The organism is Aliiruegeria lutimaris, assembly GCF_900099935.1.
Taxonomy (GTDB): Bacteria; Pseudomonadota; Alphaproteobacteria; order Rhodobacterales; family Rhodobacteraceae; genus Tropicimonas; species Tropicimonas lutimaris.
The window spans coordinates 1-24,918 of the sequence record NZ_FNEK01000050.1 but is presented as its reverse complement, the minus strand read 5'-3'; the positions used below and the strand labels follow the sequence as shown (position 1 = coordinate 24,918).

Annotated in this window: 23 protein-coding genes, 1 other RNA gene and 2 pseudogenes; 19 read left to right on the top strand and 7 right to left on the bottom strand. The window is 63.0% G+C overall.

Annotated features, from left to right (window positions below):
• Positions 1 to 34: 34 nt before the first annotated feature.
• Positions 35 to 1,921: an acyl-CoA synthetase gene (locus tag BLR85_RS19380; RefSeq protein ID WP_093160968.1), complete on the top strand. Its 1,887-nt coding sequence runs from the start codon at positions 35 to 37 to the stop codon at positions 1,919 to 1,921.
• A gap of 221 nt (positions 1,922 to 2,142) precedes the next feature.
• On the opposite strand, the gene BLR85_RS19375 is transcribed toward BLR85_RS19380, so the two are convergent.
• Both BLR85_RS19375 and BLR85_RS19370 read right to left on the bottom strand, forming a co-directional pair.
• Entirely contained in the window at positions 2,143 to 3,462 is a 1,320-nt protein-coding gene (locus BLR85_RS19375) for an MFS transporter (RefSeq protein WP_093160963.1), read from the bottom strand.
• 301 nt (positions 3,463 to 3,763) lie between these two features.
• Positions 3,764 to 4,213 carry a hypothetical protein gene (locus BLR85_RS19370; protein ID WP_093160958.1) on the bottom strand — a complete coding sequence of 150 codons (450 nt, stop codon included), beginning with the start codon at positions 4,211 to 4,213 and terminating at the stop codon, positions 3,764 to 3,766.
• Positions 4,214 to 4,596: 383 nt separating this feature from the next.
• On the opposite strand from BLR85_RS19370, the gene gatC reads away from it, so the two are divergent.
• From gatC to rpmG, 6 genes are all read left to right on the top strand, one after another.
• A complete protein-coding gene (gene gatC, locus BLR85_RS19365; RefSeq protein ID WP_068315698.1) occupies positions 4,597 to 4,884 on the top strand; it encodes an Asp-tRNA(Asn)/Glu-tRNA(Gln) amidotransferase subunit GatC in 288 nt (95 codons plus the stop codon).
• A complete protein-coding gene (gatA, locus tag BLR85_RS19360; RefSeq protein ID WP_093160954.1) occupies positions 4,884 to 6,371 on the top strand; it encodes an Asp-tRNA(Asn)/Glu-tRNA(Gln) amidotransferase subunit GatA in 1,488 nt (495 codons plus the stop codon). Before gatC ends, gatA begins: the two co-directional genes overlap by 1 nt.
• 36 nt (positions 6,372 to 6,407) lie before the next feature.
• Entirely contained in the window at positions 6,408 to 7,154 is a 747-nt protein-coding gene (locus BLR85_RS19355) for a hypothetical protein (RefSeq protein WP_093160949.1), read from the top strand.
• A 70-nt stretch (positions 7,155 to 7,224) separates the two neighbouring features.
• Entirely contained in the window at positions 7,225 to 7,890 is a 666-nt protein-coding gene (locus tag BLR85_RS19350; protein ID WP_093161016.1) for an N-acetylmuramoyl-L-alanine amidase, read from the top strand.
• Positions 7,891 to 7,901: 11 nt separating this feature from the next.
• Positions 7,902 to 8,291, top strand: an RNA gene (gene rnpB / locus BLR85_RS19345) — RNase P RNA component class A.
• A gap of 230 nt (positions 8,292 to 8,521) precedes the next feature.
• Entirely contained in the window at positions 8,522 to 8,689 is a 168-nt protein-coding gene (gene rpmG, locus BLR85_RS19340; RefSeq protein WP_068315689.1) for a 50S ribosomal protein L33, read from the top strand.
• 317 nt (positions 8,690 to 9,006) lie between these two features.
• On the opposite strand, the gene BLR85_RS19335 is transcribed toward rpmG, so the two are convergent.
• The gene (locus tag BLR85_RS19335; RefSeq protein WP_093160944.1) at positions 9,007 to 9,789 is read right to left on the bottom strand and encodes a Bax inhibitor-1/YccA family protein; all 783 of its coding nucleotides are present in this window, start codon (positions 9,787 to 9,789) and stop codon (positions 9,007 to 9,009) included.
• 134 nt (positions 9,790 to 9,923) lie between these two features.
• A complete protein-coding gene (locus BLR85_RS19330; RefSeq protein WP_244520794.1) occupies positions 9,924 to 10,139 on the bottom strand; it encodes a DUF1127 domain-containing protein in 216 nt (71 codons plus the stop codon).
• 125 nt (positions 10,140 to 10,264) lie between these two features.
• Between BLR85_RS19330 and BLR85_RS19325 the strand changes: the two genes are divergently transcribed.
• Entirely contained in the window at positions 10,265 to 11,167 is a 903-nt protein-coding gene (locus BLR85_RS19325) for a LysR family transcriptional regulator (RefSeq protein ID WP_093160939.1), read from the top strand.
• On the opposite strand, the gene BLR85_RS19320 is transcribed toward BLR85_RS19325, so the two are convergent.
• Entirely contained in the window at positions 11,121 to 12,083 is a 963-nt protein-coding gene (locus BLR85_RS19320; protein ID WP_093160936.1) for an NADPH:quinone oxidoreductase family protein, read from the bottom strand. The genes BLR85_RS19325 and BLR85_RS19320 overlap by 47 nt on opposite strands.
• A 345-nt stretch (positions 12,084 to 12,428) precedes the next feature.
• On the opposite strand from BLR85_RS19320, the gene BLR85_RS19315 reads away from it, so the two are divergent.
• The 4 genes from BLR85_RS19315 (at position 12,429) to BLR85_RS19300 (ending at position 15,518) form a co-directional block, all read left to right on the top strand.
• Positions 12,429 to 12,788 carry a helix-turn-helix domain-containing protein gene (locus tag BLR85_RS19315; protein WP_093160933.1) on the top strand — a complete coding sequence of 120 codons (360 nt, stop codon included), beginning with the start codon at positions 12,429 to 12,431 and terminating at the stop codon, positions 12,786 to 12,788.
• A 79-nt stretch (positions 12,789 to 12,867) separates the two neighbouring features.
• Positions 12,868 to 13,671: a histidinol-phosphatase gene (gene hisN, locus BLR85_RS19310; protein ID WP_093160930.1), complete on the top strand. Its 804-nt coding sequence runs from the start codon at positions 12,868 to 12,870 to the stop codon at positions 13,669 to 13,671.
• Complete coding sequence (locus BLR85_RS19305; protein WP_093160926.1) at positions 13,668 to 15,008, top strand: 8-oxoguanine deaminase; 1,341 nt, start codon at positions 13,668 to 13,670, stop codon at positions 15,006 to 15,008. Before hisN ends, BLR85_RS19305 begins: the two co-directional genes overlap by 4 nt.
• 45 nt (positions 15,009 to 15,053) lie before the next feature.
• Entirely contained in the window at positions 15,054 to 15,518 is a 465-nt protein-coding gene (locus tag BLR85_RS19300) for a CAP domain-containing protein (RefSeq protein ID WP_093160923.1), read from the top strand.
• 4 nt (positions 15,519 to 15,522) lie between these two features.
• On the opposite strand, the gene guaD is transcribed toward BLR85_RS19300, so the two are convergent.
• Positions 15,523 to 16,893 (bottom strand): guanine deaminase, encoded by a 1,371-nt coding sequence (gene guaD, locus BLR85_RS19295; protein WP_093160920.1) that lies wholly within the window; start codon positions 16,891 to 16,893, stop codon positions 15,523 to 15,525.
• Positions 16,894 to 17,000: 107 nt separating this feature from the next.
• Here guaD and mgtE point away from each other — a divergent pair, with 107 nt between their 5' ends.
• The 6 genes from mgtE to BLR85_RS19265 all read left to right on the top strand — a co-directional run bounded on the left by mgtE (position 17,001) and on the right by BLR85_RS19265 (position 23,533).
• Positions 17,001 to 18,389, top strand: coding sequence for a magnesium transporter (gene mgtE / locus BLR85_RS19290; protein ID WP_093160917.1), 1,389 nt, complete (start codon positions 17,001 to 17,003; stop codon positions 18,387 to 18,389).
• Positions 18,386 to 18,946, top strand: coding sequence for a 5-formyltetrahydrofolate cyclo-ligase (locus BLR85_RS19285; protein WP_093160912.1), 561 nt, complete (start codon positions 18,386 to 18,388; stop codon positions 18,944 to 18,946). Before mgtE ends, BLR85_RS19285 begins: the two co-directional genes overlap by 4 nt.
• A gap of 120 nt (positions 18,947 to 19,066) precedes the next feature.
• Positions 19,067 to 19,879 carry a TIGR00282 family metallophosphoesterase gene (locus BLR85_RS19280; protein WP_093160906.1) on the top strand — a complete coding sequence of 271 codons (813 nt, stop codon included), beginning with the start codon at positions 19,067 to 19,069 and terminating at the stop codon, positions 19,877 to 19,879.
• Between the two features lie 165 nt (positions 19,880 to 20,044).
• Positions 20,045 to 21,823, top strand: coding sequence for an SLC13 family permease (locus BLR85_RS19275; RefSeq protein WP_093160901.1), 1,779 nt, complete (start codon positions 20,045 to 20,047; stop codon positions 21,821 to 21,823).
• A gap of 108 nt (positions 21,824 to 21,931) precedes the next feature.
• The gene (locus BLR85_RS19270) at positions 21,932 to 22,600 is read left to right on the top strand and encodes a peptidoglycan recognition protein family protein (protein ID WP_170844651.1); all 669 of its coding nucleotides are present in this window, start codon (positions 21,932 to 21,934) and stop codon (positions 22,598 to 22,600) included.
• A gap of 186 nt (positions 22,601 to 22,786) precedes the next feature.
• Positions 22,787 to 23,533, top strand: coding sequence for a YebC/PmpR family DNA-binding transcriptional regulator (locus BLR85_RS19265; RefSeq protein ID WP_093160891.1), 747 nt, complete (start codon positions 22,787 to 22,789; stop codon positions 23,531 to 23,533).
• A 207-nt stretch (positions 23,534 to 23,740) separates the two neighbouring features.
• On the opposite strand, the pseudogene BLR85_RS19260 reads toward BLR85_RS19265, so the two are convergent.
• Positions 23,741 to 24,516, bottom strand: a pseudogene (locus BLR85_RS19260) (integrase core domain-containing protein).
• Between the two features lie 68 nt (positions 24,517 to 24,584).
• Here BLR85_RS19260 and BLR85_RS19255 point away from each other — a divergent pair.
• A pseudogene (locus BLR85_RS19255) lies at positions 24,585 to 24,918 on the top strand (IS5 family transposase); the annotation flags it as partial.

The window sequence follows — 24,918 nt, the reverse complement described above, 5'->3', positions numbered from 1 at the left end:
CGCCGCGACAGGCGACTATAGGGAGGACAACGGGATGGGCTTTGCGACCGTCGCCGACAGGGATGCGATTCATAATGAAATGGCGTGGGAGGAGCGCGACGTTCCCACCACGATGTACCAGTTTCTGGACCGGGCGAGGCAGAAATACGGAGACCGTCCGGCCGTCTCCTACCAGCTTCTCTCCGGCCCGAAGGATCCAGCGGAGACGCTGACCTGGTCCGAACTTTTCGCCAAATCCGTTCAGACAGCCAACCTGCTGCGCGCGCTCGGCGTCGGCGAAACCGATACGGTTGCCTTCATCCTGCCGAACTCCAGCGAGACCGTCTTCGCGCTGCTGGGTGGCGCCATCGCCGGTATCGTGAGCCCGATCAACCCGCTGCTGGAGGCCGACCAGATCTCGGCCATCCTGCGCGAGACCGGGGCCAAGGTCGTGGTCACGCTGAAATCCTTCCCGCGCACGGACGTCGCCCAGAAAGTTGCCGCAGCCGTCGACTTTGCCCCGAACGTCAAGCACGTCCTCGAAATAGACCTGTTGCGCTACGTAACCGGCATCAAGAAACTCATTATCCCGCTGATCCGCCCCAAGAACGTCGTGCACCACACCGCCGCCACGCGCGATTTCAACAAGGAAATAGCCAAGCATCCGTCAGATCGACTGACGTTCGAGGACAGCAAGGCCGACCGCGTGGCTGCCTATTTCCACACCGGCGGAACGACCGGCATGCCCAAGGTCGCCCAGCATCTCTATTCCGGGATGGTCTATAACGGCTGGCTCGGCGACCGGCTGCTCTTCGGTGAAGAGGACGTGGTGATCTGCCCGCTCCCGCTTTTCCATGTCTTCGCCGTGGAGCCGGTGCTGATGTCGATGATCTACTCCGGCGCGCATGTCGTCTTCCCCACGCCGCAGGGCTATCGCGGCGACGGGGTATTCGACAATTTCTGGAAGCTGATCGAGCGCTGGCAGGTCACCTTCATGATCGGCGTACCGACCGCCTTTGCCGCATTGATGCAACGCTCGGTCAATGCCGATGTCTCGACGCTGAACAAGGCCTTCTCCGGCTCCGCCCCCCTGCCAATCGAACTTTACAACCGTTTTGAAACGGCAACCGGCGTGGAGATCATCGAAGGTTACGGGCTGACCGAGGCGACCTGCCTTGTCTCCTGCAACCCGATCGAAGGCGCCAAGAAGGTGGGCTCGGTCGGCATCCCCTTCCCACATACGGACGTGAAGATCCTGCTGCATACACCGGAGGGACCGCGCGAATGCGCCACCGACGAGGTGGGTGAGATCTGTATCGACAATCCGGGCGTCTATGCCGGCTCGACCTATACCGAGGCCGACAAGAACCACGAACTGTTCCACCACGATGTCTACCTGCGCACTGGCGATCTCGGGCGGATCGACGAGGACGGCTATCTGTGGATCACCGGCCGGGCCAAGGACCTGATCATTCGGGGCGGCCATAACATAGACCCGGCGATCATCGAGGAAGCGCTCGCGGGCCACGAGGCCGTGGCCTTTGCCGGCGCCATCGGACAGCCGGACAGCTTTGCCGGTGAACTTCCCTGCGCCTATGTCGAACTGGTGGATGGGGCCGAAGTGACGAGCAAGGAGTTGCTGGACTACATCCGGCCGCGAATCACCGAGCGCGCGGCGATTCCGAAATACCTGGAGATCGTCGACGGACTGCCCAAGACGGCGGTCGGCAAAATCTTCAAGCCGGACCTGCGCAAGATGGCGATATCGCGAGTCTTCAACCAGGTTCTGGAAGAGGCGAAAGTCGCGGCCGAGGTGGTTGAGGTGGCCGAGGACAAGAAGCGTGGCCTCGTCGCAAGGCTGAAAAGGACAGGCGAGGTCGACGAAGAGGCTCTGAGCCACCTTCTCGGCAATTACACGACGCCCTGGGAATGGGCAGCGTAAGGCCCGGCTATTCTGCCTCTGCTCCAGCGTAATCCAAACGTCGTTCGCAAGGTGATATCAGACGCCCTGGGGGGCTTTGCCCCCCGCGCTCTAGCGAGCGCTCCCCCCAGGATATTTTCCGGAAAGATGATAGCGGGATCTGCCTCTTTTCCTCTTTCCCCAAATATCTCCGCCGGAGGCACGATCCGCGGGATCGTTCACACGCAGGACAAGCACGCTCTCTAGCCGCCCTGCGGCCAGTGCCGGTGATAGTCGTCGATGACATAGGTGTGGCTGTGCCGGTGCCCGCCAGAGAGATGCGGGTGATCGTGTGGCAGGTCGTCATGACTATGCTCGAAAACCCGTTGCTGCCCCGCCCCCCAGAGGCGTCGCGCCAGCAGGATCCCCGTTACGCTCAGAGTGCCGAGGCCCGCCAGCGCCACGACGGTTCCGAAAGTGGTCTGCAGCCAGCCTGAAAGCGGGTAACAGACCAGCCAGCAGGCATGGGAGAGTGCGAATTGGGCGGCGAAGGTGGCCGGGCGATCTTCGGGATGGGCCGAGCGGCGCAGCAAGCGCCCCGAAGGGGTAAGAACAGCCGAATATCCGATCCCGATCAGTAACCAGCCGACCAGCAAGCCGCGCCAGGAAACGCCGGTTGCAGCCACCATTATGCAGAGCCCGATCAGGATCGCGCACAGCAAGGTCGCACCTGCCAGCATGACTTGCCGGTCGGGCCGGCGTTGCAGCAGCTTCGGCAGGAGCAACGCCGAAACCATGGAGCCGCCACCGAAGGCTGCCAATGCAAGCGCAACATCGCCTTCGGCCAGCCCAAGCGTGCCACGCACAAGCACGACCGTATTGACGATCACCATGGAGCCCGCCGCGGCAACCGACAGGTTGAGCGCCAGCAACCCCTGCAGCCGCGGCGTGTTCAGGTAGATCCGCAGACCTCGGGTGGTCCGCTCGTAGATGCCACGCGGCACAGAGGTGACGGGAGTAGGCAGGACGACCGACACTACGAGCAGCGCGGAAGCGGCAAAGCCCATTGCCGTTCCGAGGAAGAGCGAATCGAAGCTCACGAATACCAGCAGGAAGGCAGCGAGCATGGGCGAGAGAAGCGATTCCATGTCATAGGCCAGGCGGGACAGCGACAGGGCCTTGGTGTAGTCCTCCTCATCCGGCAGCAGGTCCGGAATGGTCGCCTGGAATGTTGGTGTAAAGGCCGCCGAGGCCGATTGCAGCACGAAGATCAGCAGGTAGACTTGCCATATCTCGGTTACGAAGAGCAGCAGCAGCGCGACCGCGGCCCGGACAAGATCCAGCGACACCAGCATCGTCCGCCGTGGCCACCGGGTGGCGAAGGCACCGGCGATGGGTGCGATTCCCACATAGGCCACCATCTTGATGGTGAAGACTGTACCGAGAACCATCGAAGCGTTGGCACCCGCGAGATCATAAGCAAGAAGGCCGAGCGCGACAGTTGCCAGCCCCGTGCCGAGAAGCGCAACAATCTGAGCTGTGAAGAGATGGCGATAGGAGCGACTGGCGAGGACGGCGAGCATGGTGGCGGCTCCGGCTGACCGGGAAAGAATATCCCCCCGGGGGGATACATCAAGCACGCGGGCGATAGCCGAAACCCAACAGAGTACAACCGCAACTCTCTGTAAATGAGCAAAGGCCAGAAAGACCATTCTCACGACTTCGGATCAAGCAATAGCTATCTGCGGCCTTTTTGACGTTGAGCGGCCTTTGCGCAGTTTCCGATTGTCAGGAAATGCCGTCTGTCAAACCAGAATACCTGGACGCGAGATCGCAGAAGGCGACCCGTTCGGTTCACGTGCCTGTTTCAACTCTCCAAATCAATCAGCTCCCCCTGAAGGAGACCTTCTCTTTGAAACTCGGTCCCCTTTCGATCCTGACGTTGACCGTATAGCTCCGTCCCCTTCCCTTGATAGATCCGGTACCGGTCTGACCGTTCTCACAGTACAGCGGCACCCGGACACCAATCCGCTTTCCTTTCAGGAAAACCCCGGCGCCAGCTTCGAATGGCGGCGACCAGCAAAAATTTCGCCTGTCCGGGTCCACCACCATCAAGGTGGTGGTTGGATCGTCATTGACCACGGAAAACGAAAGGGGCGATGCTGCCCGCCCGAGAGACGACAGAACCGACTTGGCGATTGCTGCGTCATCTGGATAACACGGGCCGAATTTGCCATCGGCCGATACTGGACCGGCTGGGAAAAGCGAGATGATCGCTACAAGAAAAAGTTTAGCCGGTACAAAGACGGCCCCACGTAGGGTTTGCGGAAGCATCCAAGCCTCCCTTATTGCACGGCCCCGATTTTACGCCTTCTTGGTCCTGTAGGTTATGACTGGCATCATGATTGGCTTTGCCAGTTTGCTCGCTTCTCCGACTTGACGAACGGGATGAGCGCGCGGTCAACCAAGTCGAGGCATGGCTGCATTGAGGAGCAGTCCTGATCCGCACCGCAGCCACTGGCGGCAATTTCGGCCTTAGGGAGCCGGGCCGGGCAATTCGGTACAATATACCCAATGGGGACTGACCGCATATTCGAGCAATGCAGCCGGGTAGCCCGCATCACGCGCCACAACCGTTTCCCCATCTACCGGCCTTGCGACCCGCGCAAGGCGCGGCTAAACCCGTGCCGATCATCCGCCCGACCCCGGAGGCCCCAATGTCGATCGACACAGATACCGCGCGCCGCGTCGCCAAGCTCGCCCGCATCAAGGTCGAGGACGACGCGCTGCCCGCCCTCGCCGGCGAGTTCAACGCCATCCTCGGCTTCATCGAGCAACTCAACGAAGTGGACGTGGAGGGCATCGAGCCCATGACCTCCGTCACGCCGATGCGCCTCAAGCGCCGCGAAGATGTTGTCACCGATGGCGGCTACCAGGAGAAGGTGCTCGCCAACGCCCCCGATGCCCGAGAGGGCTTCTTTGCCGTGCCGAAGGTGGTGGAATAATGTCCGAACTGACCAAGCTGACGATTGCCGAGGCCCGCGACAGGCTGCGCGCCGGGGACGTAACCTCGACCGAGCTGACCCAGGCCTGTCTTGACGAGATCGAGAAGGCCGACGCGCTCGGCGCCTTCGTCCACAAGACGCCCGAAATCGCGCTGAAACAGGCCGCGGCCGCCGACGCCCGCATCCAGGGCGGCGCCGAGAACCCGATGTGCGGTATCCCGCTTGGTATCAAGGACCTGTTCTGCACGCAGGGCGTCCCGAGCCAGGCCGCGTCGAACATTCTCGACGGCTTCAAACCGGAATACGAGTCCACCGTGACGACCCAGCTCTGGCAGGCGGGCTCCGTCATGCTCGGCAAGCTGAATATGGACGAGTTCGCCATGGGCTCGTCGAACGAGACATCGACCTATGGCGATGCGGTCAACCCCTGGCGCCGTGGCAATGAAGAGACCGCGCTAACGCCGGGTGGCTCCTCCGGTGGCTCCGCCTCCGCTGTGGCCGCCGATCTGTGCCTCGCCGCGACCGGCACCGATACCGGCGGCTCGATCCGCCAGCCGGCCGCCTTCACCGGCATCACCGGCCTGAAGCCGACCTATGGCCGCGTCTCCCGCTGGGGCATCATCGCCTTCGCCTCCTCGCTTGACCAGGCCGGCCCGATGACCAAATCGGTCCGCGACGCCGCGATCATGCTGGGCGCGATGGCCGGTCACGACCCGAAGGATTCCACCTCCGCCGACCTGCCGGTGCCGGATTTCGAGGCCGCCATCACCGGCGACATTCGCGGCAAGAAGATCGGCATTCCGAAGGAATACCGCATCGACGGCACCCCGGCGGAGATCGAGAAGCTCTGGTCTCTGGGCGCCGAGATGCTGCGCGACGCGGGCGCCGAGATCGTCGATATCTCGCTGCCGCACACGAAATACGCGCTGCCGACCTATTACGTGATCGCCCCCGCCGAGGCATCCTCGAACCTCGCCCGCTATGACGGTGTCCGCTTCGGCCGCCGCGCAAAGTTGGCGCAGGGCGACGGCATCACCGAAATGTACGAGAAGACCCGCGCCGAAGGCTTCGGTGCCGAGGTGCAGCGCCGAGTCATGATTGGCACCTATGTGCTCTCCGCCGGCTTCTACGACGCCTATTACAACCGCGCCCGCAAGGTCCGCGCGCTGATCAAGCGCGATTTCGACCAGGTCTTCGAGGCCGGTGTGGACGCGATCCTGACGCCCGCCACGCCGTCGGCCGCCTTTGGCCTCGGCGAGATGACGGATGCCGATCCGGTGCAGATGTATCTCAACGACGTTTTCACGGTTACGGTAAACCTTGCGGGCCTGCCGGGGATCTCGGTTCCCGCTGGTCTCGACGGCAAGGGCCTGCCGCTCGGCCTGCAGCTGATCGGGCGTCCATGGGAAGAGGGAGACCTGCTCAACATCGCCGGATCGCTCGAAACCGCGGCTGGTTTTATGGCAAAGCCCAAGCGCTGGTGGTAATCTGCGCGCAATCAAGCAGAACGAGCAGGTGCTCCGATGAATCGAACTGGACTGGCGGCGGCCCTCGTGCTGGCGCTTTCGGCCTGTGATCCTGAAGTTCCGGACAGTGCCGCGGGGGCGGGCATCGGAGCCTTCGATTCCTATGCCACCCAGCAGGAACGCGCGGCACGCAACGCCCAGTTGGCAAACTCTTCGCTAACCGGATCACCGGAGGCCACCGGCGCACCTCAAGCGTCGTCAAGCTCCGCCACTTCTGTGGTCAGCACGGCCGACCTGGCCGCTGCAGGCATCGGAACCGCGACGCCCACGCAGCCGCCGGCGACTGTTTCGGAACCGGTCGGGGCACCCCTGGCGGCAACCGCCGCGGGCGCGGCCTATGTCGCGGGGAACAATGTCGCTATTTCCGACGAACAGGATTTCAACGCGGTGAGCGCACGTGAATCCATCCAGAGCGACGCCGAAAGGCTCGCCCGGCAACGCTCGCAATATGCCGACGTGGCGCCGACCGCTGTCCCCGAACGGCCACGGGATACCGGGCCCGACATCGTCGCCTATGCGCTTTCCACGACCCACCCGCTGGGCCAGCCGGTCTATCGCCGCACCTTGCCGAACCAAGCCAAGGCAGAGCGGAAATGCGCAGGCTACGGCTCCGACGACCTGGCACAGCTCGATTTCCTCGAATCGGGCGGACCGGAACGGGACCGCCACGGCATCGACCCCGACGGTGACGGCTACGCCTGTCGATGGGATCCGGGCCTCTACCGGCGCGCAGTCGGTGGCTGACGAGGCCGAAACCTGCCTATGGCACCCCTCGCCGAATTTCGGCGACCGCCGCGGCGCGGTCCGGCCGGACATGGTCGTGCTGCACTACACCGCCATGATCGATTCGAAGGCGGCGCTTGAGCGCCTCTGCGACCAGGCGGTGGAGGTTTCGGCGCATTACCTGGTTGGGCGCGACGGCAGATGTTGGCAACTCGTGGACGAAAGCAAGCGCGCCTGGCATGCCGGCGCGGGCCACTGGGGCGGTCGAGCAGACGTCAATAGCCACTCGATCGGCATCGAACTGGACAATGATGGCAACAGCCCGTTCAGCGAGCCACTCATGACGCGGCTGGAACGGTTGCTGCCCGGAATCCTGCAGCGCTGGAAAATTCCTTGCGAACGCGTGATCGGCCATTCAGATATGGCCCCCGGCCGCAAGATAGATCCGGGCCGCCGCTTCGACTGGCAAAGGCTCGCGCGACAGGGTCTGGCCTGCTGGCCTACGGCCAGCGCGGCTGACGAAGGGGCTTCCGCCCCTGAGGAGGCCGCTCCCCTCGGAAAAAAAGACGACACGGTTTTCAGAGAAGCCGCCAACCGGCTGGGCTTCCCCACCGAAGGCCCGCTGGACGACCTGCTGGACGCATTCCGAGCCCGTTTCGCGCAACAGGCAAGGGGCCCCCTGTCTGCGAAAGATATCGCCCTCGCCCGGCACCTCGCCCGGCGCTTCCCGGTTGACCCCGCCCGCCGCGCCACCTAAGTGCAGCGAGCGCGGATGGCCGGATGACCGCGGGGTTCGGCGGTGCTTGCATCGCCTGCCGCGAGGAAAGTCCGGACTCCCTGAAGCAACGGTGCCGGGTAACGCCCGGGCGGGGAAACCCGACGGAAAGCGCCACAGAGAACAGACCGCTGCGTTCGCGCAGCAAGGGTGAAACGGTGGAGTAAGAGCCCACCGCGGGGCTGGCAACAGTCCCGGCACGGCAAGCCCCACCGGGAGCAATGCCAGATAGGACCTCCGCGGGGCCAGACCCCAGGGCCGCTTCAGCCCCAGGCAGGTCGGGTAGGCAGCTTGAGCGTGTCGGCGACGGCACGTCTAGAGGAATGGTCATCGAAGGGGCGCGAGCCCTGGAACAGAATCCGGCTTACAGGCCATCCGCGCTATTTTCGAACGGAGAAACGCCCGCATGCGGGCGTGCCTTCGGCGAGGATATTTGTTGTCAGAAGAACTCTCCGTCAAAGGCAACAGAATCCCCTGTCTTTGCTGTTGACTCCGGCGCCAGAGTGCTTAAACGACAGGGTTCCAGTTTCACCCGGCCAGCGCGCGGGGCCTTTGGCGAACCGATCTCGGCGGCAAGGGCAAACGATAGCCGGCCCCGCAGGAGATTCGAACGATGGCAAAACCGACGACGATCAAGATCCGGCTGAACTCCACCGCCGGCACCGGACACTTCTACGTGACCAAGAAAAACGCCCGCACCATGACCGAGAAAATGGTCGTGAAGAAATACGACCCGGTCGCGCGCAAGCATGTCGACTACAAGGAAGGCAAGATCAAGTAAGATCTGGCCAACCAGACCTCCGATGAGGCCGCCGGGAAACCGCGCGGCCTTTTTGGTTTTAGGCCCAAACGTAGTCCTCGCCGGTCCATATTTCGGACGAGAAAAACGCTCACGAACCAACATGCAAACGATCCTGCGGATCGTGCCGCCGGTCGAGGTATTTATCGAAAAGATGAAAAAAGGCGGCACTCCTCCCCTCAACTCTCGCAGCTTCCCTCGGGGGGAGCGCTTGCAATAGCGCGGGGGGGGCAGAGCACATCGGAACAAAAAAGGCCGGGTTTCCCCGGCCTTTCGAAATCACGTCTGGAGCGGTTTGCTCACTCGCGGTTGCCGAAGAGCTGCAACAGCATGAGGAACATGTTGATGAAGTCCAGGTAGAGGCTCAGCGCTCCCATGATCGCGGCTTTGCCCAGCCATTCCTGATCGCCGGTCATGGCCATCTGGATGTAGGTGTTCTTGATGTTCTGCGTGTCATAGGCGGTCAGACCAGCGAAAATCAGCACACCGATGGCCGAGATCGCGAAGGTCATCGCATCCGACTGAAGGAACAGATTGACGACCATCGCCACGATCAGGCCGATCAGGCCCATCATCAGGAACGTTCCCATCCCCGAAAGGTCCTTCTTGGTCGTGTAGCCATAGAGCGACAGACCGGCAAAGGAGATCGAGGTGATCAGGAAGACCTGCGCGATGGAGGTCGTGGTGTAGACGAGGAAAATCGAGCTGAGCGAAAGGCCCATCACGGTTGCGAACGCGTAGAACATCAACTGCGCGGTGGCCGCAGACATGCGGTTTATCGCGGCGGACATGCCGAAGACAAAGGCCAGCGGTGCGAACATGATGACCCATTTCAGCGGTGAGGCGTAGATCGCCATACCGAAATTGGTCATATACAGGTCAGGGCGCAGTTGCGCGGCGGCAAGTGCCGGGTCGCTCGTGGTCGCCAGTCCGGAAATCGCCCAGGCGGCGAGCGCAGTAATGAGCATGCCCACGGACATCGTGCCGTAGACCTTGTTCATGTGGGCGCGAAGGCCCTCGTCGATCTGGACGGCGCGGGCGCCAGAAACGCCAGCCGTCCGGATCGTGTCAAATTCAGCCATGATTACCTCCGTTCGTGTTCCGAGAAACGCCCGCTGATTTGCAGCGGGCGTATTTAGGATGAATATCGTCGGGCGGAGGCCCCATTTCAAGTCTTTCCCGTCCGCTTTCGTAACCAACGGCGAGAAAGGCCAGATCAATCCATCCAGTGATGCGGCACATCCCAGGCCGGGCGGGACGATTCGACTTCGGCCTCGTAGCGGCTGATGCCGATATCCTTAAGGGCGCGATCATCCAGCTTGGCCAGGTCCCGGCGCTGCTTGTGAACTGCGATCATCTCCACGATTCGGGAGAAGAAGCCCATGTGGTGCATCGCACCGACGAGCGGTGTATTGGTGCTATGTGCGCTCATTGCGGTTTCCTTAACTTCTCGTGAACAAGGCTTCGCCTGCCATCAATTCTATTGATCTATATGGGGGACTATGGTTAATTTTAAAAACGAATGTTTTTGAACCGATTCATAACGGAATATGATGCATGCCCCGCAATCTGGATTTGACAGCTCTACGCTCCTTCGTGGCGGTGGCCGATAGCGGCGGGGTGACCCGTGCAGCTGGTTATCTCAACATTACGCAATCCGCAGTTTCCATGCAGATCAAGAGGTTGGAAGAGTCTCTCGATGTCGAGTTGCTGGAACGATCCGGACGGGGCGTTTCATTGACCTCGAACGGAGAACAGCTTGTTTCCTACGCCCGCCGAATGTTGAACCTTAATGACGAGGCCATCGACCGGCTCACCGCGCATGATTTTGGGGGCGAGATCACGCTCGGCGTGCCGCACGACATCGTGTACCCGCATGTTCCGGAGATCCTGCGCCGCTTCAACGCGGCCTTCCCGCGTGTGCGGGTGAACCTTGTCTCGTCCTACTCCCGGGCACTCCTGAACCAGTTCGCGCGCGGGCAGTTCACCATGATCCTGACCACCGAACAGAGCCACCCGGAAGCGGCGGAAGTACTTAGCGAGAAGCCCCTTGTCTGGATTGGCGCAAAGGGTGGCTCCTGCTGGCGCCAGCGGCCTTTGCGCTTCGGTTCGGGCCGTCAATGCATGTTCCGCGCCGCCGGCATTCGAGCGATGGAGAAATGCGGGATCACCTGGGAACTCGCCGTCGAATCAGAATCGGACCGCACCATTGAAGCCACCGTCCGGGCCGACCTTGCAATCGCGCTCATGCTGGAAGGAACCGAGCCGCCCTTCCTGGAGAGGATCGAGCATAACGGAAACCTGCCCGATTTGCCGAGCTACTCGATCAACCTCTACGTCTACGAGCTCGCCCGGGGCCGTGCCGAGGATGCCTTGGTGGAACTGGTGCGAGAGGCCTATCGCAGCGACGCGCTTACCGCATCCTCACCACGACCTTCCCAGTCGAGCGTCGCTGCCTGAGCAACTCCAGCGCCTCCGCTGCCTGATCCAACGGCAATTCGTGGCTGACATGCGGCTGCAGGCGCCCCTGCGCGTACCAGTCGAACAGTTGCGCAACCGAGTCCGTCAGGACGGAGGGACGAAAGGCGAGATAGCCCCCCCAGTAGAGCCCGATCACCGAGAGGTTCTTGACCAGAAGGTGGTTCGCCTTGATCTGCGGCACCTCACCGCCGGCAAAGCCGATGGCAAGGATCCGGCCGTCCGGGTTGGTCGCCCGGAAACACTGGTTGAAAAGCTCTCCGCCGACCGCCTCGTACACCACGTCAGCGCCGCCAAGCGCCTTGATCTGGCCGCGAATATCTTCGCTCTCTGCATCGATGAGATGAGTCGCCCCGGCCTTGCGGGCAACCTCCAGCTTCTCGGGGCCGCGGGCGATGGCAACAACTTCCGCCCCCATCAACGCACCGATCTCCACCGCGGTCAGCCCGACCCCCCCGGCCGCACCGGTCACGACCAGCCGCTCTCCCGGTTGCAGTCGCGCCTTGTGCGCAAGCGCCACATGCGAGGTTCCATAGGCCACCTGAAAGGCCGCGGCATGGCTCGCGGGCATTCCTTCGGGCAGCTTCAAACAGCGTTCAGCTGGCACGTTCGCCTCTTCGGCAAGCCCGCCCTGACCATTAAAAACGGCGACCCGATCGCCGGGTACAAGCCCCGTGATACCTTCTCCCAGACGGATGATCGTTCCGGCCATCTCCATGCCGAGCGTCACCGGAGGCTCCGGCCGTTCCTGGTATTTGCCCCTGGACATGAGCAGGTCGGCGAAATTCAACCCGCAGGCTTCGATCTCGATGGTCACTTCGCCGGCCGCCGGTGGCACAGGCGGCAGCTCCACCAACCGCGGAGGGGACTCGAAGTCCGGGATTAGAAAAGCACGCATCGTCTGCTCCGTGAAACTGGCTCCAGCCATCCTATGGAGAAACCGACCAGACCGAAACTCCGTTTCACAACAGCTATCGACAGGGTGCGCACCGGTTCTGCGCGATGTATTCCCGAAAAAACGCACGAGAGATCTGCAAATTGCAATGCAGTTCGCGACTCTCCCATCGCTCGAATGCGGCCAGACCGCCCACTCTTTAAAGACGACGAAAATTTTCTTGGATTCTTCCCGATTTTTCCGCGATATCCGTGGCGTAAGTTGTTTACTGTCCTGCCGTCTCGATTGATACCGCCATCCCTTTTCCGGCGCTCTCCAGATGGCAAGCTCTGGTTGAGAGGGAAATTCATGACTCATCCTGTTGACACGCATGTCGGAAAACGAATTCGCCACAGACGATGGATGCTGGGAATGACCCAGCAACAGCTCGCCGAGAAGGTCGGCATCAAGTTTCAACAAATCCAGAAATACGAAACCGGCGCCAATCGCGTCAGTGCCTCCCGGCTTTGGGACATTTCCGACGCGCTGAATGTCGGTGTCGCCTTTTTCTTTGGCGGACTCGACAATGCTGCCGATCAGAAAGCGCCGGCCGGAGACCTGCTGGCGGATCGCGAGGCGCTCGAACTGGTCCGCGCCTATTACGCGATCCCCGAGAATCAGCGCCGGCAACTCTTCGAGCTGGCAAAGGTCCTGTCCAACGCCGCCTGACCGGGTTGACCGGGACGCATCACACCGCTACCGCGCAACGGGGGGCTCGCGCCCCTGCCCTGCCGGACCGGAGCCTCAGATGACAAACAGCCCGCTCACCCCAGAATTCTTCCGCGATATCAGCGAAACCGCGAATGCGCTTGCCGACGCGGCCCGAGGGACGACCCTGCCGCTGTTCCGGTCTTCCGGCCTCGATATCGCCAACAAGCTTTCCTCCGGGTTCGACCCCGTGACCGAGGCCGACCGCGCCGCGGAGCAGGCGATGCGGGCCACTCTCGCCGAGCGCCGCCCACAAGACGCCATCCAGGGCGAGGAGTTCGGCTTCACGCCCGGCACGAGCGGATACCGCTGGGTTCTGGACCCGATCGACGGCACGCGCGCCTACATGGCCGGCACGCCCACCTGGGGCACGCTGATCGCGCTGTGTTCCGCGGACGGCCCGGTGCATGGCATCATCGACCAGCCCTTTACCGGTGAACGCTGGGAAGGTGGCACCGCTATCGCGCGCCATTGCAGCCCGCATGGGAACCGGGATCTGTCCACCCGCGCGCCGCGCCCGCTGTCGGATGCGATCCTGTTTTCGACCTTTCCCGAGATCGGCACGCTCGACGAGCGCGCGGCCTTCGAGCGGGTCTCGGGCAAGGTCCGCCTGACGCGTTTCGGCACCGATTGCTATGCCTATGGCCTGCTGGCGCTAGGCCAGATCGACTTGGTGATCGAGGCCGGGTTGAACGATTACGACATCTGCGCCCCCATCGCGGTGATCGAGGCCGCGGGCGGTTGCGTGACGGACTGGCAGGGCGGCCCGGCCCATGCCGGCGGTCAGGTGGTCGCCGCGGCCAACCGTCAGATCCTCGCAGAGGCGCTGGCACTTTTGGCATGACACACAAGCTGATTCGCAACGCCGCGCATCTCGTGACGATGGATGAGACCCGCCGGGAGCTGACCGGCGCCGATATCCGCATAAAGAACGGCGTCATTGCCGAGATTGGCCGCGAACTGCCGCTGAACGGAGCGGAATCGCTGGACGCCTCGGGTTGCCTGATTACGCCCGGCCTTGTGAATACGCATCATCACTTGTTCCAGACCCTAACCCGCGCCGTTCCCGCCGCGCAGGACGCGCTACTCTTCGGGTGGCTCAAGGTGCTTTACCCGATCTGGGCCCGCATGGGCCCGGAGGAGATCCGAGTTTCGACCCAGCTCGGCCTTGCCGAACTGGCGCTGTCGGGCTGCACCATGTCGTCGGACCACCTCTACCTGTTCCCGAATGGCGCGCGGCTGGACGATTCGATCGAGGCGGCAAAGACGATCGGGCTGCGCTTCCACCCGACGCGCGGCTCCATGTCCATCGGCGAGAGCAAGGGCGGTCTGCCGCCCGACGCGCTGGTGGAAGACGAGGCCGCGATCCTGCGTGACAGCGAGCGCCTGATCGACGCCTGTAACGACCGCGCCGAGGGTGCGATGCTGCGCGTCGGTCTCGCCCCTTGCTCGCCCTTCTCGGTCAGCCGCGAATTGATGCGGGATTCGGCCATCCTGGCGCGGGAAAAAGGCGTTCGCCTGCACACGCACCTGGCCGAGAATGACGAGGATATCGCCTATTCGCTCGAAAATTTCGGCTGCCGGCCCGGCGACTATGCCGAACAGCTTGGCTGGACCGGCGAGGATGTCTGGCACGCTCATTGCGTCAAGCTCGACGGGCGCGAGATCGACCTCTTTGCCCGCAGCGGAACCGGCGTTGCCCATTGCCCCTGCTCGAACTGCCGGCTCGGCTCCGGCATTGCTCCCGTACGCGCGATGCGCGATGCCGGCGTGCCGGTGGGGCTCGGCGTCGACGGCTCGGCGAGCAACGATGCCGGGGACCTCGCCTCGGAAGCGCGGCAGGCGATGCTGCTGCAACGCGTGGGCTTCGGGGCCGATGCGATGTCCGCGCGGGAGGCGCTGGAAATTGCCACGCTGGGCGGAGCGACGGTGCTCGGGCGGCCGGATTGCGGCGCCATCGCGCCCGGCAAGCGGGCCGACATCGCCATCTGGGACATCTCGGGGCTGGACAGCGCCGGTTCCTGGGACCCAGTCGCCCTCCTGCTGGCTGGACCGCGCCGGGTGCGGGATCTGCTGGTCGAGGGGCGCGCCGTTGTTTCGGGCGGCGTTCTAACGGGTCTCGATGCCGGGATGCTGGTGGAGCGCGCCAACAGGCTCGCCCGGCAATTGGTCAATGACTGAGAAACCTCTGCCGGGTAAACTCCCCCGAAACCACAGGAGGCCACCATGTTCCAGACGCTCGTTGCCCTGATGGCATCGCTACACCTTTGGGCCACGCCCGCGCCGCAGGAAACGACAGATCTCTGGCTGACCGCCGAGGTGACATCGGGCATGACGACGCTTGTCAACAAGCAGCGGCAACGCAACGGGCGGGCGGCCCTGAATCGCTCGGCGGCACTCGATCGAATCGCGGCCGATCACGCCACGGACATGGCGAAGCGGGGCTATTTCTCGCATCAGTCCCCCGATGGCCGCCAGTTGCGCGACCGCGCCGCACGCCGAGGTTACCGGGCGTGCCTGATGGCGGAGAATATTGCCAAGGGTTACTCCACCGCCCCCCAGGTCGTGGAAGGCTGGATGAAGTCCAAAGGACATCGCAAGAACATGCTGCATCGCAAGGTCTCGGAGTTCGGCGTGGCCGAGGCCGGTGACCGGATCTGGGTGATGGTGCTGGCACGCCCCGGCTGCTGATCCCTCAGAGCCCCAGACTGTCGGAAATCAACGGGTGGAGCTTGCGGCTATGCCCGCCCCCGTCGCCGCCCGGAACCAATGCGTCGTAACGCTCCCCCGCGATATAGACCGACGCGATGGCCCGGTCGTCGCCCATCATGATAGTCGGGAAAACCGCCTCCCAGATCGTCTCGGCCCGCGCCACGCGCTGCGCGATGGCCGGCGTCGAGGCGAGATCGAGAACCACGAGATCGGCATCCGTTCCCGGCCGCAGCGTCCCGATCCGACCCTCGGCGCGCATCGCGCGGGCCGAACCTTCGGTCGCCAGCCAGAGTAACTGCGCTGGATGCAGGGCGGCGCCCGCGAGCTGCCCGATCTCGTAGGCTGCAGCCATGGTGTGCAACATAGAGAAATTCGAACCGCCCCCGGTATCGGTGGCGAGCCCGACGATTTGTCCCTCGCCCATGGCCCGTGCGGTGTCGAAGATCCCCGAGCCGATGAAGGTGTTCGAGGTCGGGCAATGGATCAGCGCCGCGCCACTGGCGCGCAGCCGGGCGCGCTCGTTATCGGTGAGCCATATCGCGTGGCCGAACATCGCGCCGGGACCCAACAATCCATGTGCCTCGTAAGTGTCGAGGTAATCGCGCTTGCAGGGATACAGCTCGCGCACCCATTCCACCTCGTCGGTCTGCTCGCTCAGGTGGGTCTGCATCGGGCAGTCCGGGTGCTCGCTCCACAGGCTGCCAAGCGCTTCGAGCTGCTCCGGCGTCGAGGTCGGCGAGAAACGCGGCGTGATCGCGTAGATTCCCCGCCCGCGCCCGTGCCAGCGCTCCAGCAGCGCCTTGCTCTCGTCATAGGCGCTCTGCGCATCGTCACGCAGCCCGTCGGGGGCGTTGCGGTCCATGCAGGTGCGCCCGGCCGCTACAGCCATGTTGCGCGCCGCCGCGGCCTCGAAGAAGGCATTCACCGAAGCCGGGTGAATGGTGCAGAAACTGGCAACCGAGGTGGTGCCATGTGCGAGCAGCAGGTCGAGATAGCGGTTGGCGATCTCGGCGGCGTATTCCGGGTCGCCGAAGCGCATCTCTTCGGGGAAAGTATAGCTGTTGAGCCAGTCGATCAGCCGCTTGCCCCAGGAGGCGATGATCGCCGTCTGCGGGTAATGCGCGTGCGAATCCACGAAGCCGGGCAGGATCAGCGCGTCTCCGTGGTCGATGACCTGCGCCCGGGGATGGGCCTTTTGCAGCTTCTCCGCCGGGCCGGTCTCGACAATCGCGCTGCCTCGCAGCAGCACCGCGCCGCGGCGCTCGTGGCGGGCGGCTTCCTCGGGCGGGGCCTCGAACGGGTTGGCGTGGATATCCAGCACCTGCCCCAGCAGCAATGTCTCTGTCTCGCTCATGAGAGGGAGCCTAGGGACAGGACTTGCGCTCGGCAACGGGCAAGGCAGGTTGCACCCCGCTTCCGCGGCCTTATTCTATGTCGAAAGTGAAACCGGAGGACGCTGCCATGGCCGAAGAGATTGCCGAAAAGGCAGGTCGTGACGACGACGCCTTCGTACTGCGCAAGGATCGGGTACGGGAAATTCTGCTGGCGATCAATCGCGGCGATTCGGCCGGGCTCGGGCGGATGCTCGACCAGCTCCACCCCGCCGATGTGGCCGACCTCATGGAACAGGTGGGCGACAAGACGCGCCACCTGCTGCTGCGGTTCTGGGGCCGCGACATCGATGGCGAGATCCTGTCGGAACTCGACGAGGGCGTGCGCGCCGAAGTCATCGAGATGCTGCCCGACGAGGTGCTAAGCGAAGCCGTTCTGGACCTCGAATCGGACGATATCGTCGACCTGATCGAGGATCTCGGAGACGAACAGAAGGATATCCTGCTCGATGCCCTGTCCGCCAGCGAACGGGTCGCGGTCGAACAGGCGCTCAGCTATCCCGAAGGCTCCGCTGGCCGCCTCATGCAGCGCGAGGTGGTCCGGACACCGGAACACTGGACGGTTGGCGAGGCCATCGATTTCGTGCGCGAGGATGCCGAGGACCTGCCGGAGCAGTTCTACCACGTGATCCTTGTCGATCCGAAGATGCACCCGACCGGCTATGTCACCCTCGGCAAGCTGATGTCGATGCCGCGAGCCAAGCCGCTGCGCGAGGTGAGCGAGCATTCCTTCCGCTCGGTTCCGGTCGATCTCGACGAGGCCGAGGTGGCTTATATATTCAACCAGTACCACCTGATCTCGCTGCCCGTCGTGGACAGCGAGGAGCGGCTGGTCGGCGTGATCACCATCGACGACGCCATGGCGGTGCTTGATGACGAACACGAGGAGGATATCCTGCTGCTGGCCGGCGTGAACGAGGAGTCCTCGCTGTCGGACAACGCGATCGAAACGACGAAACTGCGCCTGCCCTGGCTCGGGGTGAACCTGCTGACGGCGATTCTCGCCTCCATGGTCATCTCCTTGTTCGAAGACGTAATCGGCCAGGTCGTGGCGCTGGCCGTGCTGATGCCGATCGTCGCCTCGATGGGCGGCAACGCGGGCACGCAGTCGCTCACCGTCGCGGTGCGGGCCATCGCGACCAAGGATTTGACCGGCTCGAATGTCTGGCGGGTGGTCAGCCGGGAGATGGTCGTCGGGGTGCTGAACGGAATTGTATTCGCGGCTGTCATGGGGCTGGTGGCGCTGTTCTGGTTCGGCTCCTCGCAGATCGGGTTGGTCATCGCGGCGGCGATGATCGTCAACCTCGCGGTGGCGGCGCTGGCGGGCATTCTCGTGCCGGTGACGATGGAGAAACTCGGGGTCGATCCGGCGCTGGCATCGGGCACGTTCGTGACAACCGTCACCGATGTGGTGGGCTTCTTCGCCTTCCTCGGGTTGGCCTCGATGGTGCTCATGTGAATCTGGGCGAATTGAAGAAAGCGGCGCGAAAGCGGGCCTTCGCCCTGCGCAAAGCTGCCCATTCCGAACACCGCGCGGCCGCATCGCAAGCGCTGCGCGATCACCTGGCCGGGACGGCGGGGCAGATCATCGCGGGCTACCTGCCTATCCGCACCGAGGCCGACCCGCTGCCGGCGATGGAAGCGCTGTGCACCGCGAACCGGATTGCCGTGCCGATTGTCATCGGGCCGGGGATGCCGCTCGTCTTTCGGGAGTGGAGACCGGGCTTCCGGCTGGAGGAAGGCGCCTTTGGCGTGATGATCCCGATGGATGGCGCGGAACTGGTTCCCGACCTGATAATTGCCCCGCTCGTCGCCTTCGACCGGAACCTGTTCCGTCTCGGCTATGGCGGCGGCTTCTATGACCGAACCCTTGAGGGTCTGCGCCAACGGGGAGCGGTGAAAGCGCTCGGCTTCGCCTATTCGGCGCAATGCCTTGAAACGCTGCCCCTCGAAGCGACGGACCAACCCCTCGATGGCGTGCTAACCGAGAGGGGGGTGTTTCCCCGCGCCCCTTGACGCTGACGCGTCGCGGCGCATTGGGGCCGGGCGCGCCTGCGGCGCGTGGAACATCTGCGCCGTCAGCTTTCAGGAGAGAGGGGGTTGCTCCCTTCCCCGTGCGGAGCTAGGGCGTTGGCCATGAAAATTCTCTTTCTTGGCGATGTAATGGGCCGTGCCGGGCGCACGGCGGTGGCGGAACGCCTGCCGGCGCTGCGGCGCGACTGGGGGCTGGATTTCGTCGTGGTCAATGGCGAGAACGCCACCTCGGGCATGGGCTTGTCGGGCGCGCATGCCAAGGCGCTGCTGGAGGCTGGCGCCGATTGCATCACGCTGGGCGATCACGCCTTCGACCAGCGCGACATGCTCCAATATATCGAGCAGGAAAAGCGGGTCCTGCGGCCGCTCAACTTTGCCAAGGACGCGCCGGGGCGCGGGGCGGCGGTTTTCACGGCGACGGGTGGGCGCAAGATCCTGGTGGCACAGGTTCTGGGGCAGGTCTTCATGAAGCGCCCCTTTGCCGATCCCTTTTCCGATATCGACGCGCTGCTGCGCGCGCATCCGCGCGGCGGTATGGTCGCGGCCAGCCTGATCGACATGCATTGCGAAGCCACGTCGGAGAAGATGGGCATGGGCCATTTCTGCGACGGCCGCGCCAGCGTGGTCGTGGGCACGCATACCCATGTGCCGACAGCCGATGCACAGATCCTGCCCAAGGGAACCGCCTTCCTTTCGGATGCCGGCATGTGCGGCGACTACAATTCGGTCATCGGCATGGAAAAGGCCGAGCCGATGCGCCGTTTCGTCACCGGCATGCCCAAGGGCCGGTTCACGCCGGCGATGGAGGAGGCGACGGTCTGCGGTCTCTACGTGGAAACCGATGACCGGACCGGCGAGACGACGCGGATCGAGATGGTCCGCCAGGGCGGGCGGCTGGCACAGGCGGGCCCCTGAACGCGTATCTCGCGGCACGCCGTATTTTTCATCAGAGCGTATCCGCTGGGCTGAGCGGCAAATCTTCGGGCAGGCCCGGCCCTCCATTCCCCGACGGAGCATAGAACGCTTGCGCCAGTGCACAGGCACGCTAAGGATGGCCGGTGGAGCAGCCATGGGAAGCGTATGGAATTTCTGAACCTCGGACCGACCGGAGAACCGATCCTCGCGCTTTGCGTCGTGCTGACAATGTTCGTGCTGTTCTCGCGGGAGATCTTTCCGGCAGAAGTCGTCGCCATGCTTGGCGCAGCTGTCATGCTGGCCACCGGCATTCTGCCCTACGAAGCCGCGCGCGACGCGCTGTCCAACCCCGCGCCCTGGACCATCGCGATGATGTTCCTGGTGATGGGCGCGCTGGTCCGGACCGGCGCGCTGGACTGGTTTACCCATATCGCCCAGGCGCAGGCCGAGAGGGACCCGCGCCTGGCTATCGGCACCCTGATCGGGTTCGTCGTCATCGCCTCGGCGGTGGTTTCCAACACGCCGGTCGTTGTCGTGATGATCCCGGTGATGGTCCAGATTTCACGCACGCTCAAGCGGCCTGCCTCCAAGATGCTGATCCCGCTCTCCTATGCGGCGATCATGGGCGGCACGCTGACGCTGATCGGCACATCGACCAACCTGCTCGTCGACGGCGTTGCGCGCGCCAACGGGATGGAGCCGTTCGGGATTTTCGAGGTCACGCCGCTGGCCATCGCCATCGTCGTCTGGGGCATGATCTACCTGCGGTTTATCGCCTACAGACTCCTTCCGGAGCGGGAGTCCATGGCCTCGCTGCTCTCCGACAAGCGCAAGATGAAATTCTTTACCGAAGTTGCCCTGCCGGAGGATAGCGACCTGATCGGGCGCAAGGCGGTCGAGGTTGGACAGTTCAAGCGCGACGGGGTGCGATTGATCGACATTCTGCGCGGCGATGCCTCGCTGCGCCGGGACATGGACGAGGTGGTGCTGGAGGCGGGCGACCGGGTCGTGCTGCGCACGCGCATGGCCGAACTTCTGAGCCTGCAGGAGAACAAGGCGCTGCGGCAGGTGGACAAACTGAGCTCGGTGCGCACCGAGACGGTCGAGGTGCTGATTTCGCCCGGTGCGCGCATGGTGGGCCGCACGCTGGGCCAGCTCCGGCTGCGGCGGCGTTACGGTGTCTACCCGCTGGCCGTGCACCGCCGGAACCAGAATATCGGTCGCCAGCTCGATGATCTCGTGGTGCGCGTTGGCGACACGCTGCTGCTCGAAGGCGCGCCGGAAGACATCCAGCGGCTGGCCTCCGATATGGGGCTGGTCGATATCTCCCGTCCCTCGGCCCGCGCCTTCCGCCGCGAGAAAGCCCCCATCGCCATCGGCGCGCTGATGGGCATCGTCGTGCTGTCGGCCATCGGGGTCGCGCCCATCCTGCTTCTCTCCTTCCTCGCGGTCGCGCTGGTGCTGGTGACCCGCTGCATCGATGCGGACGAAGCGTTCTCCTTCGTCGAGGGCCGGCTGCTGGCACTGATCTTTTCCATGCTCGCCATCGGTGCGGCGCTGGAGGCCTCCGGCGCGGTCGAGTTGATCGTAAATGCGGTCTCGCCCTGGCTGACGCAACTGCCGCCTTTCCTGATCGTCTGGGCGATCTACCTGCTGACCTCGGTGCTGACCGAACTGGTCACCAACAATGCCGTCGCGGTCGTCGTAACGCCGATCGCGATCGGGTTGGCGACGGCCCTCGGCTTCGACCCGCGCCCGCTGGTCATCGCCGTCATGATCGCGGCCTCCGCGAGCTTCGCAACCCCCATCGGCTACCAGACCAACATGATGGTCTATGGCCCCGGCGGCTACCGGTTCTCGGATTTCCTAAAGGTCGGCATTCCGCTCAACCTGTCCACCGGCATTCTCGCTTCGGCCCTGATTCCGCTGCTCTGGCCGCTCTGAGGCGCAGCACCGGCCTGGGCGGGCCGGCTGATGTTCTTAGAGGATTCCCGGTTAGCTGCTACACTGGGGTACATTACCTCGGGAAGCGCAGCATATCGGAGCTTGCAGATGGTTGAATTTATTAAAAAAACTATGTCTCACATATCCCAGGGCCTGAGCGACCTGGAAAAGTATGTTCTTGATCGCCACCTCGCTCCCTGGAATGATCTTCGGGTTCTGGCCGACTCTTCACCAAAGGGAAAAAAGCAAGGACGCATTCGGGGGCGGCATGAAATAACCGGAGTTGTTCTTCATTGCACCGGTCGGCAGGGCTTTCACAGTCCCGAGAACTGGCTTCGGCATATCGGGACCAATTTCTTCATTCCGCAATCGGGCATCATTCAGTACTGCCATGACGTTCTGGAACTGCGGTGGAGCACACAAAACATTCTGAGCCCCAAAACCGTGGCGGTCGAATTCATTGGCAATTTCAGAATGACAAACGGCAACTGGCGACGGAACGGCCCACATGCAGGTCACCATGACATGCCGTCTGTTGCGCAAATCGCGGCGGGGCGGCGTTTGATCCGTTTTCTGAAGGACGCATATGGCATCACTCATGTTTATGGCCACCTTCATGCGAAAAGCTCCAAGCCCGACGACCCGGGAAAGGATATCTGGTACAACGTCGGTGAATGGGCGATCTCCCAGGGGTTGACCGAAGGCCAGCCCACTTCGAAAGGAATGGCTGTACCGGATAGCTGGCGGGACCCGGCGCTGAAAATCTCTGACATTTGATCGACACCCACGTCTCCGTCCCACAGGCTGGACCTTGCCCAATGCTCACCAGGCTTTCGCAACCCTCAGGTTGCTGGCAAAGAGGCGGTTGGCTCAGACGTTGCGGCTGCGGGATTGCCTCGCCCCCTTGCTTTGCGCTATGGACGCGCAAATCACTCGAAATCCCGACCCGAACGGAGAAGACCCATGGCCGGCCATTCAAAATGGGCGAATATCCAGCACCGCAAAGGGCGCCAGGATGCCGCCCGCTCGAAGCTGTTTTCCAAGCTCTCGAAAGAGATCACCGTCGCCGCCAAGATGGGCGACCCGGACCCCGACAAGAACCCGCGTCTGCGGCTCGCGGTGAAGGAAGCCAAGTCGAACTCCGTCCCCAAGGACGTGATCGACCGCGCGATCAAGAAATCGCAGGTCGGTGACGGCGACGATTACGAAGAGATCCGCTACGAGGGTTACGGTCCCGGCGGTGTTGCCGTGATCGTCGAGGCGATGACCGATAACCGCAACCGCACGGCTTCCAACGTGCGTTCGACCTTCTCCAAGCATGGCGGCAATCTGGGCGAGACCGGATCTGTCGGCTTCATGTTCGAGCGCAAGGGCGAGATCACCTACCCGGCCTCCGTGGGAGACGAGGATTCGGTGATGATGGCGGCGATCGAGGCCGGCGCGGAAGACGTTGAATCCGATGAAGAATCTCACGTCATCTACTGCACGGACACCGATCTGAACGAAGTTTCCACGGCGCTTGAGAGCACGTTGGGAGAGTCGGAGCACACCAAGCTGGTGTGGAAACCGACAACGACCACCGAGCTTGACCTCGAAGGCGTGCAGAAACTCATGCGGCTGATCGAAGTATTGGAGGACGACGACGACGTGCAGCGCGTCACCGCCAACCTTGAACTGACCGACGAGGTCGCCGCGCAACTCGACGCCTGATTTCCGGTCGATTTGCACCAAAGCCCGGTCGATCTCGACCCAAAACCCGTCCGAAACGACCGGAAGTCCGGTCGTTTCGACCGTTTTAGGACCTCCCCATCCCGCACGACCTCCGTTTTGACCCGTATTTAGGTCAAATGCGCCCTCGGTTTCGACCGAAAGCGCGACCGAACATTCCTTTGGCGCGCGAACTGTTTCCGCTAGCGACTAGGTGTTCAGTCCCGGCATCTGGTGGATCGGATTGACGATGAATCGATCTGGTTCTGAAGTCCAGATTTTGCAGATGTACTCGTAGGGCGTGAGACCGCTGAGCGTCTTCAATCGCCGCGCGAAGTTGTAAGCATCCAGGAAATCGGAATGGTCGATGCGTAGCTGATCGTGGCTGTCGTAGTGGTAACGTTTGACCGTGGCGTCCTTGATCGTGCGGTTCATGCGCTCGACTTGACCATTTGTCCAAGGGTGGTTCGGTTGGGTCAGGCGATGATCAATCCCATTGGCTTCGCAGATCATGTCAAATCGCATCGGACGTGAGAGGATCGTGTTTCGGTTTCGCGGTTGTTCGGCGAACTGGATCCCGTTGTCGGTGAGTATCGTATGAATGCGATAGGGAACGGCCTCAAGAAGCAGCTCCAGGAACTCCCAGGCGGTTTTCCGATTAGCCTTCTCCACCAGCTGTGCAAAGAAGAGCGAGTGAGATGCGGGATCGTCGGCTGCAACGCATAGAGGCAGTCATCGAGCGGTAGCAGTGTGTGGCGGCGGAACGCGACCACGATGGCCTCCTCATCCTCGCTGAGCACGGTTGAGCGAGGTTCCCTCGGTCCGGTTTTACGATCCTCGACCGTCAGCCGTTTCCGCCACTTCGCCACCGTCTTGGGATTGATCCCAAGTTCTCGGCTCAACTCCGCGGTCGAAGCTTGCGATCGCTGTATTGCTGCTCTGACTGCGTGCGTAGTCGTAGCGCAGCCGTGGCGTATCTGTCCCATAGGGCGTCCTTCCATTCCAACGAATGGATCGCACCATCAAAACCTGGGATCAAACACTCCAGCCTGCGGTTGAAAAAGGGGGGCGTGGAAGGCTGATCGGGCGCACCAAAGGCGGCATGAACACGAAGCTGCATGCCGTCACCGACGCTTCGGGACGCCCGATCCGGTTCTTCATCACCGCTGGTCAAGTCAGCGATTACACAGGCGCCAGGGCGCTGGTGAGTAGCCTGCCATCGGCGGACTGGCTACTGGGAGACCGAGGATATGATGCGGATTGGTTCCGCGAAGCCTTGGTAGAAAAGGGGATCAAGCCTTGCATCCCCGGACGAAAGTCACGGGACAAACCTGTCAAGTACGACAAGCGGCGATACAAGCGACGGAACCGGATCGAGATCATGTTCG

Excerpts from the sequence above, each read along its gene's own strand:
- BLR85_RS19380 (WP_093160968.1), top strand. The coding sequence starts at position 35 with ATGGGCTTTGCGACCGTCGCCGACAGGGATGCGATTCATAATGAAATG.
- BLR85_RS19375 (WP_093160963.1), bottom strand. The coding sequence starts at position 3,462 with ATGCTCGCCGTCCTCGCCAGTCGCTCCTATCGCCATCTCTTCACAGCT.
- BLR85_RS19370 (WP_093160958.1), bottom strand. The coding sequence starts at position 4,213 with ATGCTTCCGCAAACCCTACGTGGGGCCGTCTTTGTACCGGCTAAACTT.
- gatC (WP_068315698.1), top strand. The coding sequence starts at position 4,597 with ATGTCGATCGACACAGATACCGCGCGCCGCGTCGCCAAGCTCGCCCGC.
- gatA (WP_093160954.1), top strand. The coding sequence starts at position 4,884 with ATGTCCGAACTGACCAAGCTGACGATTGCCGAGGCCCGCGACAGGCTG.
- BLR85_RS19355 (WP_093160949.1), top strand. The coding sequence starts at position 6,408 with ATGAATCGAACTGGACTGGCGGCGGCCCTCGTGCTGGCGCTTTCGGCC.
- BLR85_RS19350 (WP_093161016.1), top strand. The coding sequence starts at position 7,225 with ATGGTCGTGCTGCACTACACCGCCATGATCGATTCGAAGGCGGCGCTT.
- rpmG (WP_068315689.1), top strand. The coding sequence starts at position 8,522 with ATGGCAAAACCGACGACGATCAAGATCCGGCTGAACTCCACCGCCGGC.
- BLR85_RS19335 (WP_093160944.1), bottom strand. The coding sequence starts at position 9,789 with ATGGCTGAATTTGACACGATCCGGACGGCTGGCGTTTCTGGCGCCCGC.
- BLR85_RS19330 (WP_244520794.1), bottom strand. The coding sequence starts at position 10,139 with ATGAGCGCACATAGCACCAATACACCGCTCGTCGGTGCGATGCACCAC.
- BLR85_RS19325 (WP_093160939.1), top strand. The coding sequence starts at position 10,265 with ATGCCCCGCAATCTGGATTTGACAGCTCTACGCTCCTTCGTGGCGGTG.
- BLR85_RS19320 (WP_093160936.1), bottom strand. The coding sequence starts at position 12,083 with ATGCGTGCTTTTCTAATCCCGGACTTCGAGTCCCCTCCGCGGTTGGTG.
- BLR85_RS19315 (WP_093160933.1), top strand. The coding sequence starts at position 12,429 with ATGACTCATCCTGTTGACACGCATGTCGGAAAACGAATTCGCCACAGA.
- hisN (WP_093160930.1), top strand. The coding sequence starts at position 12,868 with ATGACAAACAGCCCGCTCACCCCAGAATTCTTCCGCGATATCAGCGAA.
- BLR85_RS19305 (WP_093160926.1), top strand. The coding sequence starts at position 13,668 with ATGACACACAAGCTGATTCGCAACGCCGCGCATCTCGTGACGATGGAT.
- BLR85_RS19300 (WP_093160923.1), top strand. The coding sequence starts at position 15,054 with ATGTTCCAGACGCTCGTTGCCCTGATGGCATCGCTACACCTTTGGGCC.
- guaD (WP_093160920.1), bottom strand. The coding sequence starts at position 16,893 with ATGAGCGAGACAGAGACATTGCTGCTGGGGCAGGTGCTGGATATCCAC.
- mgtE (WP_093160917.1), top strand. The coding sequence starts at position 17,001 with ATGGCCGAAGAGATTGCCGAAAAGGCAGGTCGTGACGACGACGCCTTC.
- BLR85_RS19280 (WP_093160906.1), top strand. The coding sequence starts at position 19,067 with ATGAAAATTCTCTTTCTTGGCGATGTAATGGGCCGTGCCGGGCGCACG.
- BLR85_RS19275 (WP_093160901.1), top strand. The coding sequence starts at position 20,045 with ATGGAATTTCTGAACCTCGGACCGACCGGAGAACCGATCCTCGCGCTT.
- BLR85_RS19270 (WP_170844651.1), top strand. The coding sequence starts at position 21,932 with ATGGTTGAATTTATTAAAAAAACTATGTCTCACATATCCCAGGGCCTG.
- BLR85_RS19265 (WP_093160891.1), top strand. The coding sequence starts at position 22,787 with ATGGCCGGCCATTCAAAATGGGCGAATATCCAGCACCGCAAAGGGCGC.